Source organism: bacterium, from assembly GCA_016699045.1.
Lineage (GTDB): Bacteria > Babelota > Babeliae > Babelales > RVW-14 > AaIE-18.
Genome location: CP064957.1, coordinates 871,006 through 882,328 on the forward strand (window position 1 = coordinate 871,006; position 11,323 = coordinate 882,328).

General features: G+C 40.6%; 12 protein-coding genes and 1 other RNA gene. 11 read left to right on the forward strand and 2 right to left on the reverse strand.

Going from position 1 to position 11,323, the window contains the following annotated elements; translation table 11 throughout:
- Positions 1 to 35 precede the first annotated feature (35 nt).
- The 5 genes from mnmA (at position 36) to IPF37_03900 (ending at position 3,659) form a co-directional block, all read left to right on the forward strand.
- Positions 36 to 1,094, forward strand: a complete 1,059-nt coding sequence (mnmA, locus tag IPF37_03880; protein QQR48676.1) for a tRNA 2-thiouridine(34) synthase MnmA — start codon at positions 36 to 38, stop codon at positions 1,092 to 1,094.
- A gap of 13 nt (positions 1,095 to 1,107) precedes the next feature.
- Positions 1,108 to 2,070, forward strand: a complete 963-nt coding sequence (locus tag IPF37_03885) for an MBL fold metallo-hydrolase (protein QQR48677.1) — start codon at positions 1,108 to 1,110, stop codon at positions 2,068 to 2,070.
- A 118-nt stretch (positions 2,071 to 2,188) separates the two neighbouring features.
- Positions 2,189 to 2,431, forward strand: coding sequence for a hypothetical protein (locus IPF37_03890; GenBank protein QQR48678.1), 243 nt, complete (start codon positions 2,189 to 2,191; stop codon positions 2,429 to 2,431).
- A gap of 65 nt (positions 2,432 to 2,496) precedes the next feature.
- Positions 2,497 to 2,871, forward strand: an RNA gene (gene rnpB / locus IPF37_03895) — RNase P RNA component class A.
- Between the two features lie 77 nt (positions 2,872 to 2,948).
- A complete protein-coding gene (locus IPF37_03900) occupies positions 2,949 to 3,659 on the forward strand; it encodes a PASTA domain-containing protein (protein ID QQR48679.1) in 711 nt (236 codons plus the stop codon).
- Between the two features lie 39 nt (positions 3,660 to 3,698).
- Here IPF37_03900 and IPF37_03905 read toward each other — a convergent pair whose 3' ends face one another.
- A complete protein-coding gene (locus IPF37_03905; GenBank protein ID QQR48680.1) occupies positions 3,699 to 4,295 on the reverse strand; it encodes a hypothetical protein in 597 nt (198 codons plus the stop codon).
- 37 nt (positions 4,296 to 4,332) lie between these two features.
- Positions 4,333 to 5,046: a hypothetical protein gene (locus IPF37_03910; protein QQR48681.1), complete on the reverse strand. Its 714-nt coding sequence runs from the start codon at positions 5,044 to 5,046 to the stop codon at positions 4,333 to 4,335.
- 328 nt (positions 5,047 to 5,374) lie between these two features.
- On the opposite strand from IPF37_03910, the gene IPF37_03915 reads away from it, so the two are divergent.
- The 6 genes from IPF37_03915 to lepB are packed head-to-tail and all read left to right on the forward strand — an operon-like array spanning position 5,375 to position 11,321.
- Positions 5,375 to 6,112: a hypothetical protein gene (locus IPF37_03915; protein QQR48682.1), complete on the forward strand. Its 738-nt coding sequence runs from the start codon at positions 5,375 to 5,377 to the stop codon at positions 6,110 to 6,112.
- Positions 6,113 to 6,147: 35 nt separating this feature from the next.
- Positions 6,148 to 7,239, forward strand: coding sequence for an ABC transporter ATP-binding protein (locus IPF37_03920; protein ID QQR48683.1), 1,092 nt, complete (start codon positions 6,148 to 6,150; stop codon positions 7,237 to 7,239).
- A complete protein-coding gene (locus IPF37_03925) occupies positions 7,239 to 8,153 on the forward strand; it encodes an ABC transporter permease (protein QQR48684.1) in 915 nt (304 codons plus the stop codon). Before IPF37_03920 ends, IPF37_03925 begins: the two co-directional genes overlap by 1 nt.
- The gene (locus IPF37_03930; protein QQR48685.1) at positions 8,146 to 8,940 is read left to right on the forward strand and encodes an ABC transporter permease; all 795 of its coding nucleotides are present in this window, start codon (positions 8,146 to 8,148) and stop codon (positions 8,938 to 8,940) included. The genes IPF37_03925 and IPF37_03930 overlap by 8 nt, the downstream gene beginning before the upstream one ends.
- Positions 8,933 to 10,069, forward strand: coding sequence for a spermidine/putrescine ABC transporter substrate-binding protein (locus tag IPF37_03935; GenBank protein QQR48686.1), 1,137 nt, complete (start codon positions 8,933 to 8,935; stop codon positions 10,067 to 10,069). Before IPF37_03930 ends, IPF37_03935 begins: the two co-directional genes overlap by 8 nt.
- Positions 10,070 to 10,097: 28 nt before the next feature.
- On the forward strand, positions 10,098 to 11,321 hold the full coding sequence (gene lepB / locus IPF37_03940) for a signal peptidase I (protein ID QQR48687.1): 1,224 nt from the start codon (positions 10,098 to 10,100) through the stop codon (positions 11,319 to 11,321).
- Positions 11,322 to 11,323 lie beyond the last annotated feature (2 nt).

Here is an 11,323-nt window from a genome sequence, read left to right on the forward strand (position 1 = left end):
TTTCTCAGGGGGCATATTTAACGGATTATGACGGTATGAAAATTGCAGTTTTAGTTTCTGGTGGAGTAGACAGCTCTGTTGCACTTGCGCTGCTTAAAGCACAAGGTCACGACGTTACTGCTTTTTATCTTAAAATCTGGCTTGAAGACGAGCTGGCGTATTTGGGTGACTGTCCGTGGGAAGAGGATCTTGCCTACGCCCGCGCTGTTTGTGAAAAGCTTGATGTCCCGTTAGAAGTCGTTCCATTGCAAGAAGCTTACTGGAGCAAGGTGGTTTCGTATACGTTGGCCGAAGTCAAAGTTGGTCGCACGCCAAGCCCAGATTTGATGTGTAACCAACTTATTAAATTTGGTGCCTTTTTTGACACACTTGATTCAAGTTTTGAAAAAGTTGCGACTGGGCATTATGCACAGGTTGAGACCATTGCTGGCGTAACGTATCTTAAAAAAGCCAAAGATCCGGTTAAAGATCAGACTTATTTTTTGTCCCAATTAAACCAAGAACAGTTGTCACGCATTCTTTTTCCCATCGGCCATTTACTCAAAAGCGAAGTGCGCGCAGCGGCAGAACAGTTTGCTTTGCCAACCCAAAGTCGCAAAGATAGCCAAGGTATTTGTTTTTTGGGAAAAATAAAATTTAGTGATTTTGTTAAACATCATCTTGGTATTCAAAAAGGCGATTTGATAGAATTTGAAACGAATGAAAAAATTGGCGAGCAAGAAGGTTTTTGGTACTACACTATCGGCCAGCGCAAAGGTATAGGCCTTTCGGGTGGGCCGTGGTACGTTGTTTCAAAAGATACGGTAGCAAATATTGTCTATATTTCGCGACAGTATCACGATCCAGAAAAACTGCGTAATCAGTTTGACGTGAGCCATATTAATTGGCTTTCCGGCAAGCCGGCGTGTTTCGACGGGCTGACACTTAAATTGCGTCATGGTGAGCTTGAATACGGTTGTTCGGTCACCTTTCTTGATCAGGACCAAACAAAAGCTCAGATTGTTATTGATGGACAAGATCAAGGAATTGCGCCTGGTCAGTTTGCCGTTTTTTATCAGCACGATATTTGTTTAGGTTCGGCGACCATTTGTTAAATGATGGGATTTTGTGAAGATTAAACCGCATCGTTGGTGGCGAAGATTTTATAATCATCGTCGAGAAAGTATCTGGCAGCACATTCTGAGTATTGCTCGTACGGCTCTCCATTTTCTTAAAAGTAAAATTTGGCAGTTTAAAAAAGATATGATTCCCGCCTTGGTGGCCTGGCGCCACGAGGGTATGCCACAAGGGCGCAGTATTGAGCCCATTATTACCTGGATAGGACATGCTACTTTTTTGATTCAAATTGGCGAGCTGAACATTTTAACGGACCCCGTTTTTTTTGAAATTTCAGCATTCTCGCGTCGCTTGATGCCTCCAGCTTTGACAATTGAGCAGTTACCGCGTATCGATTATATTTTAATTTCTCATAACCACAAAGATCATTTAGACAAGCGCAGCATGCAGGCATTGCGTGATCATAACGCCACCATTCTGGTGCCACTTGGCAATAAGCGTTTGCTGGAGCAGTGGGGCCTTACCAACGTTGTTGAAAAAAATTGGTGGGAGATGGAGGTCTTGAGTGCGCTTAATATTTCATTTCATTGTCTGCCGGCCGCTCATTGGTCGGCGCGCCATGCCTTCAATTTAAACAAAGCTTTGTGGGCAAGTTGGATGGTTACCTATAAAAATTTTACGCTTTATTTTGCGGGAGATACGGCCTACTCCTCGCACTTCGCGCTGATCGGGCGGTATTTTAAAATGATTGATGTAGTGCTAATGCCTATCGGCCCCAACGAGCCGCGCTATATTATGAAAGGTTCGCATGTCAGCACGCATGAGGCGGTGCAAGCATTTTTAGATTTGGGTGCGCGTCATTTTATTCCGATGCACTGGGGCACTTTTAAATCTGGTTCAGATCTTTTTGAAGGACCGCTACTTCTTTTGCAAGAATTATGGCAGACTCGTGCTGAAGTGTTGCGTTGCAAGACGCTGCACATTGTGAAGTTCGGGGAGCCGTGTCATTTTTGAATTGAGTAGTAATTATGCTGTTTTTACTCTTTTTTTTCGTTGATTTTTTTTGTTTTGCGTTAGTCCAGCAATGGTTGGTTTCAAGTCTTTTGGTACATCTTTTTAGAGTCTCGTTTCATTGTTACAACAACAAAGAACTGAGTGTGCAATGGTGGCTGGCATTGATCTTTTTTTTATTGGAAGATTGCTTTTTACACGCGCGCTTTGGCGTGGCTCTTTTGTATTTGTTGCCGCTCTTTGCCTTGGTCATTTTTATCAAAAAAATGGTCCGCGGCTCTGGCGAGCTGGCCGTCCCGTTGCTTGTGACTATCGCCCTGATTACCGACCAATTTGTTATAAAAAAGCTTATTTTAGGCCATAATGTGAGCTTGCTGGTTACTTTTATGAAGATCTCTGCTACACTTTCAGTAACATATGTTGTTCTTTTGGGTATGTGGGGCAATCGCTTGCTGCAGACATTGTTTGCACGTGAGAGGAAAGTCTGGACTCCAAACAAGAGAGGTGTCTCACGAGAACATGGTTTCAAGTGAGGGGGGCGTAAGTTCACGGAAAGTGCCACAGAAAATAAACCGCCTTTGAGGTAGCTTGAGGGTAAGGGTGAAACAGTGCGGTAAGAGCGCACACTTGAATGCAGTAATGTATTCTCGAGGCAAACCCCACCTGGAGCAAGACAGAGCAGCAAATGACAAGTTTCTTGTTCTTACATATTTGCGGGTACGTCGCTTAGATAGATGGTTGCCACTTTGATCACAGTTCGCTGTGTAAAAAGTACAGAATCCAGCTTACAAGCAAACCCAGAAGAATTATGTATGTTTAAATGTGCCGCACTCAGTGCGGCTCTTTTTTTTGGGTATCGGTTACGGTTGAGTGAGTAAATCATGAAGATTCTACAAAAAATTTCTTATGCAATGTGGGCAGTTCCCTTTCTATTTTTTATGGTTGGCTATGCCGGTGCTTATTTTTATATGCAAAAAAAAAGCGTTGAGGTGCCTAGCATTATGGGCTTGACGGTGCAAGAGGCGGTCGGCGTTTTGGCGCGCCACAACATGGCCATGCGTTTGCGTGCGGAAAAAGAAGATGAACAATTTCCTGAAGGGACTATTTTACAGCAGGTGCCGGCAGCGTATCAGCGCGTGCGGCCGCAACAATCGATTTTTGTGACGATTGCCAAGGCTCCGCAAAAAATACTGGCGCCTGATTTTTTTCATAAAGATAGTAGCACGATTGAACGCAATGCTGCTCATTTAAAAATTGCGACCAAGCAAATTCAGCTCAAAAGTCGTTATCCAAAAAATCTCTGTTTTGCGCAGTCAGTAACGCCGGGCCAGCCACTTGAGCGACTTAAAATGATTGCGTATATTTCTGCTGGTGATGATGAATTAGTGATCATGCCCAATGTTGTTGGTTTGCCACTTGATCAAGCGCAAGATTTTTTCAAACGTTCAGGTGTTCAGGTTCAGGTGGTGGGGCTTGATGGCCCACGCTTACCAACTGATCGCGTGACGATTGTTGAGCAAAATCCCATGGTCGGCACGATTATCGATCTCGCAAAATTTAAGCATGTTCATTTGCAAGTTGGGCTTCAATAGCGCTCGTTACCACCAACGGCACCGCCTCACGTAAAAATATTACCTACCTCCTAAAACACGTTTGAATATAAAGAATAACGCTTCAATTCCTTCGATTGCTTCATCGTCATCGTAGGTATATTCCTCAGTCTGTCTTTCCTTCGCGATTTTGTTGGCGAGTCCTGGTAGCATGTGGAGCAGCGTTTGATGGTAGTTGTTGCGTATAATTGTTTGTCCATCAATCTCTTCATCAAACATAGTTTTGGCAATAAAGGTGAGGTAGCTTTTTATCAGGGGGTTTTTGTTCTTATACGCACAACTTCTTTCATAAAGTTCGCGAGATGCAAAGCTGACAAGTGTTGATAACGTTGCGATACAGACCTTGTTTAGTTCGTATTGTTCATCAGCCCAGGTTTGAATAATGATAGTTTGATTGCCTGCTGCATGTTCTTTAAGAAAACCAATCAATGAATCGTCATAGCGTTTTTTAACGCTTGGTCCGTATTGTGCAATATCCTCTGGATCTGCCCAATAAGCAAGAAGGAAATTGGCGGACTGAGTTGAATCATTTACTTCTTTGGCCTCTTCTTTTTCCTTACCTGCGGCGCCGTACAGCGAGTTTGAGATGATCAACAATAATGCAACTAATGTAAGCATAAACGAAAAACCTTTCACTTTTTTACTGCTTATTTTACTAACAGCAAAACGAACCAGCGCAATTTTCAAGGTCGGGACTATCGAGTTGAAGAGCAACTATTTTAAGAAACCAAAAACATAATAAGCTATGGAAAGTTTCGGGGATCAGATCTTTCGGAACTTTTTTAAAACTGCTCGATTTTTTTTTGATAATAATGTGTTCAATAAATTGTTCATAGTCCGATGCGACTTGATCAAAAATAAATTCATAAAGAAATCCATGCCGTTGCCAGAAATACTCATGAGCATAGCGAACAAGGTTTTTTAGTGATTGCTTGTCGAGATTGAGCGAAATAGTTTTGTAGTTGTCGGTCACAATAGTTACCTGGTCATCGCCCGCGACGTGGTGTCTAAGAAAGTAGATAAGCATCTGGGTATACGCTTCTTTAACTAAGTCTGAGGCCCTAAAAATATCGCCGCTGATGCCATATTTTCTTTCAATAGCTTGGATACATTCGTCGTGACGATATCGTTCTATATCGCTTAGATCGGGCCACCACGCTGTTGCAGGCTTCAAATTTTGGTAAAAAGATTCTTCGGCGTCGGCTCTTTTTTTTTCAAGCGCTGCTATTTTTGCTTGAGCTTTTTCTTTTCGATAGGCTTCAATGCGAGCAGCTTGCCTACTTGCCCAGTAGTTTTCCAGCCAATTTCCCATTCCGTGAACAGCGTTGGTCGACACAACAAAAAGAACGAGCAAAAGACATTTTTTCATTAACATACTCATGACCTTTTTCATAAAAAATAACACCATACAGTTTTCGTGCACGTTCTCATTTAATACGCGTTTCGGAGTATAATTCAAGCTAAAAATTAAAAGAAGAGAAAAGCGTATTTGAGAGCGTGTAGGCCGTTGTGCTGGTATAGATTGCCAGAGTGACAAATAGAAACATCTTTCTTTTTGAATTTTAATGACTATTCTTTACATTCATTTTTTATAGGATATCATAAATCTCCTTGTTTTATTTGCGCTCTAGGCCTTTTAGAGCTATCTTTAAAGCGCATAAAAGCAAAGAATTTTGAGCTATTAACATATGTCAAAAATGAGTAATGAGAAAGCTATCATCATGAAACACGACCACCACCATACTGAGTTAGAAAATGGTACGAAAGACCATAGCGTTTTAGAGCATCATCACACGATTTGGGAAGAGATTTTGTGTCATCTTCCGTTTGCCATTTTTTCGGTAGCATTGTCGATGGTTTTTTTAAGCTTGATTTCAATTTCTGGCGACCAAGGAGCTGTGAGCGGGCATCATTCAATTGCGTACAAATTATTTCATAATTTCCATTATCTGCATTTGTTGTTTGCCGGTACGGGAACTATTTTGATGTTTCGCAAATATTCCAAAAGTACGCTGGGCGGCATGGTCGTTGGTTTTTGTGTGCCGGCGGTATTTTGTACCATGTCCGATGCAATACTGCCCTACCTTGGTGGTAAGTTTATTAATTTGCCAATGCACTTTCACTGGTGCTTTTTGAAGCATTTGGATACCGTCCTGCCATTCTTGATTGTTGGTATTATCAATGGTTGGGTGATGAGTGGGCATGAGCGCAGTCGCCAAGTTTTTTATTCAGTAAGTTTTCATTTTTTTCATATTTTCATCAGTTCAATGGCGTCAATTTTATATTTGGTTAGCTTTGGTTTTCATGACTGGTGGACGCGCATGGGTTTTGTATTCTTGTACATGATCGTTGTAGTGTTGGTTCCATGTACCTTGGCCGACGTTGTTATTCCTGCCTTGTTTGGTAAAGCGAAACTTGGCAAAGCAAAAAAGTGATCAGGTAATCTTTTTGATTAAAAGGTGAGCGATAGATGAGACGCATTAGATTTGAATCTGTAACCAAATATTATGATGGCGAAGTTATTATTGATAATCTTTCGCTCGAGATTCCCGCTGGTAAATTCTTTGCATTGCTGGGGCCCAGCGGCTGTGGCAAAACCACGTTGTTGCGTCTTATTGCTGGCCTTGAAACGGTCGATTCTGGTAAAATATTTTTGGGAGACGAAGACATTACCAATGTGCCCATCAATCAGCGTCGTGTGAATACCGTCTTTCAACAATACGCGTTGTTTCCTCATTTAACCGTTGCTGAAAATGTTGCTTTTGGTTTGCGCGTCAAGGGTGTGCCGAACCAAGAAGTTCAGGAGCGTGTTGCCGAAACGTTGGCTATTGTGCGGTTACTTGGTCATGAAAATAAATACCCACGCAGTCTTTCGGGTGGGCAGCAGCAACGTGTAGCTTTGGCGCGGGCTGTTATCAACAAGCCAGAAGTTTTATTGCTCGACGAACCATTAGCAGCGCTTGATCTTAAACTTAAAGAAAAGATGTTGCTTGAGCTCATTGACTTGCAAGACAAGCTTAAAACAACCTTTGTGTACGTTACGCACGATCAATTTGAAGCGCTGACGGTTGCCGACCAAATGGCGATCATGAGCACCAACGGACGCATTGAGCAAATTGGTAAACCTAAAGAAATTTATGAATTTCCAACCTCGCGATTTGTCGCAACGTTTGTGGGCAGTACTAATCTTATTGAAGGTACCTATCATGTTATTGACGGCAAACAGATTGTTAATGTTGATAGCTTAGGTACTTTTTCAGTTTACTTTCCTTTGGAAAAACCATGGCTGATTTCTGGTTGTCGCTTGCTTATGAATATTCGACCAGAAAAAATTTATATCACCAAAAAGCCTAATGAAGGTTTTTCGAATTGTGTTAAAGGCAAAGTGATCGATTTGATTTATTATGGTCGCTCAACTGCCTTTCGCGTGGTGGTAGACAGTGGACAACGCTTGATGGTTTTTCAACAAAATGACGAGCATTTTCCAACAGAAACGATTGATTACGATGATGAAGTTTACTTATACTTTCAAAAAGAAAACGTTGGATTATTGGAGTATTAATGAAACGATTGCGTGTATTGATTGCTGAAGAATTTTCTTATTTCCTAGCGTGTCCTGTTTTGTTGTGGCAATTTTTCTTTTTATATTTGCCGTTGGCATTACTCGTTTTGTATAGTTTTTGTGATTATGCTGAAGCGACGGGGACTTTTACTTTCACACTCAAATATTATCGTGATATTTTTTCTGCTGTGTATTTCAAAGTATTTTTAAATTCATTGAGCGTAGCATTTACAACGACTATGATTTCTTTTGCCATTGCTTACCCGGTTGCTTATTTTTTAGCATTAAAAGTAAGAAAGCGTTTTCGTACGATTTTGCTTTTTTCATTAATTTTACCATCGTGGACCAGCTTGATTGTACAAATTTATGCGTGGATGTTTTTGCTTGATAAAAATAGTTTTTTAAATCAATTTTTTTATTGGACCGGTCTTTTGCCGCAATCGATTAACCTGACCAATAGTTATTTTTCTGTTATTGTTGGTATGGTATCGGTTTATTTGCCGTTCATGATATTGCCAATTTTTACCGTTCTTGAGCGTATGGACAAACGCTTGTTGGAAGCAGCTGCAGACCTTGGAGCTGGTCGTTTTGATACCCTGCGCCGCGTAGTGTTTCCGCAATCATTGCCGGGTGTTTATGCCGGATTTGTGCTGGTTTTTTTGCCTTCATTTGGTGAGTTTGCAGTGCCAACATTGCTTGGTGGCGGGAAGACAATTTTTTTAGGCAACATCATTGTTAATAACTTTTTAATATCGCGTGATTGGCGAGCGGGTGCTGCTTTGGCGTTGGTCATGGTGAGTTTTCCGTTGACGATGATATTTTTGGCTTATTGTCTCGATACCCTGCACAAAAAATTTCAGCGTGTTGCGTATGCGTTGTATACAGATTTTATGAAGGATGTGGACAATGGTTGAAAATAGACGCTTCTTCTTTCGCTTTTTGCATCCAATTTTTGTTGCGATGGCGTATGTTTTTTTATATTTGCCGGTCATTGTTTTAGCAATTTTTTCCTTTAATGATTCTGAAGTTTCTTCTCATTGGGTTGGGTTTACCGTGCGTTGGTACCAAGAACTTTTTAAGAATGCTGATTTATTAGAATCATTACAAGTGTCTTTTGTGGTTGCGGTTAGCGCGACATTTTTGAGCGTGTTGCTGGGCACTTGTTTTGTGTTGGCAAGTCGTTGGTGGAAGACGCCCTTCTTGTTTAATATTTTTTACACCAACATTTTGTTGCCAGAAATTGTGATGGCTATCGGCTTGTTGAGTGTTTTTGTTTTTTTTAATATTCCACTTGGTTATGGCAGTTTAATTACCGGGCATACTTTGCTGGGGCTTGGTTTTGTAGTGCCGATTGTGCGAGCTCGTTTTGTAGAACTTGATCCTTATTTGACTGAGGCTTCGCTCGATCTTGGGGCAACCTATGGCCAGACGTTGCGCAAAATTTATATTCCGTTGCTCAGGCCATCGCTTCTTGCTTCATCATTATTAGTTTTTACCTTGTCTCTCGATGATTTCTTGATTGCATTTTTCTGTTCTAATCCATCAGTGCAAACGCTTTCGGTTTACATTTATTCGTTAGCGCGCGCAGGGATAGATCCAACGATTAATGCGCTTTCTGCTTGTTTTTTAATTGTCAGCAGTGTGGTTGTCTTGCTTTTATGTGCATGTGGCGTTGCCGATCAGGTGCTTGGTCATGAATAAATATTTCACTCTTGATCCTGTGTTGTTAAGAAAATGGGGTATCCGTTCTCTTATTACTTTTGGTTACTTGGTAGTTATTGGATTCTTTTTATATATTCCCCACGTTCAAGAATTTTTTATGGCCGACAATAAGTTGTATATCTATAGCTATGCCGACATGATAGCGATTGAAACGATACAAGAATTTGAGCAGCTTTATGGCATTAAAGTTGGCTTAAAATATTTTGATAGCAACGAAGAACTTTTGGCAAAGTTTAAAATAACACGAGGCAAAGGTTACGATGTAGTAATACCAAGTGCGTATATGATTGATATTTTGCGTAAAGAAAATCTTTTAATGCGGCTTGATCATAGCAAGCTGCCAGTCAAAGAAGAGCTTGATCCGCGCTTGATGAATCATTTTTGTGATCCTGGTAATATTTATTCGATGCCAGGTTGCTGGGCGCCTTATGGTATTGCTTATAAAAAAAGTATTTTTTCCAAAGAGCCGGAAAAAATTAGTCTTTCATTAATTTTTGAAAAACCGTCTCAATCGGTACATCCTGATTTAATAACATCAGATTATAAAATTGCGGTTCTTGAAGACTCGCGTGAAATGAGTTGCTTTGCTGGCTTTTATTTATTTGGCCATGAGCATGCGCAAGACTTTACAGACGAACGTATTGCAAAGATTCAAGACTTGTTACTTAACCAAAAAAAATGGGCAGAAAGTTATTTTCATCAAGATTTGCGCTATTTTTTCCTCGCGGATGTTTTTCAGGTTGCCATTACGCCGAACCAGTATATTCGTCGAGTGTATGCCGTTTCTGACGATATTGGTTTTCAGATTCCAACCGAAGGCAGCATTTTTACGCTGGAAGGTTATTGTATTTCAGCAGAATCTAAAAAAGTTGATGCGGCACATTTGTTTATTAATTTTATGTTGACCAAAAAGATTTCTGCGTACAATGCCGAATATTATGGTTACAACCCACCCAATCGATTTGCTTATGATTTGGTAGACCCAGAATTTTCTCAGAATAAGCATTTTTTCCCAAGTGACGATATCTTTGCTAAGCTTCAATTATTGCATAACGATACGCCACGCAAAAAACTTGAAGAGATGTGGCTGACGGTTAAAAGTTCCTAAAGGCGCATAAAAAGTTAGGTTGATGATTATGATAGAAAGCTTAAGAAAAAAATTTACAGCTACTAATGGTAAGTATCAAAGCAAGAAAGATTTTTTTAAAAAAAAAGTTGCAAAGTGGTGCGTACAAGGTAACGATGAACAGTGTCGTAACGGTAAACAGTTGCTTGAGCAAGCAGATATTCTCTCACAAGAATTACAAAACGAACTTTCTTCAGTAACAGCTGATATAGCGGTGGCTCGAGAAAAAGTAAAACGTTTTGCCAAAATTTATAAAGAATTGCATGAAATAACTAAGCCAATTTTGCAGCAGTGGGTAGAAGCAATTGTTGTTGCCTTGGTCTTAGCATTTATCTTACGGCATACTATTTTTAGTCCTTATCATGTGCCCACCGGTTCTGCCGAGCCAAACATTTTGGTTGGCGATCGAATTTGGGGCAATAAAATGGCCTATTATTTTCATCCGATTCAGCGCGGTGAGTTGGTTATTTTTGATGACCCTCGCCATATTTACGATCGCTCGAGCACCATTCAATATTTGTGGCAGCGTTTTGTTGGTTTGCCGGTCCCGCTTCTTGGTTTACATGCCGGCCCGATTAATGTGGTAAAACGTGTTATTGGGATTCCTGGCGATACGGTTGAAGGTCGTGTTGAAGATGGGAAGACAGCTGTTTATTTGAATGGAAAAAAATTAGATGAGCCGTATGTAAATCCATATCCACTCATTGCCATGCGCAAAGAAAAAGGTTTTATTAATTTAGATAACGTTGGGCCGTTTATGGTTCCTGGCTTTTTGCGTAGACACTGGACGCATGAATTGCGCTATACCTATGTGCCAACCAAGCCGTACGAAGCACAGCCGTTTTATGAAATTATTCAAAAAAACATTGTGTGTGATTCACACACCGGCCAGCCTGTTTTGTATCAGCCATACACGCCAAATTATGATATGAAAGTTGGTTATAAAGAATTTTTCAGTCGCGATACATTTGGTCCGTTTACGTTGCCAAAAGATATGTATTGGACCATGGGCGATAGTAGAAAAAATAGTGAAGATAGCCGCTACTGGGGTCCATTGCATAAAAAGTATATTCGTGGTCGTGCAAGTTTTGTTCTTTTCTCGCTTGATAGCGAAGAAGATTTTTGGTTGTTTGACTTGGTTAAGCACCCACTAGATTTTTGGACAAAGCATGTTCGTTGGAATCGTACGCTTAAAATGTTGAACAATACGGTAATTGCGCAAGCAAAAGAATAATA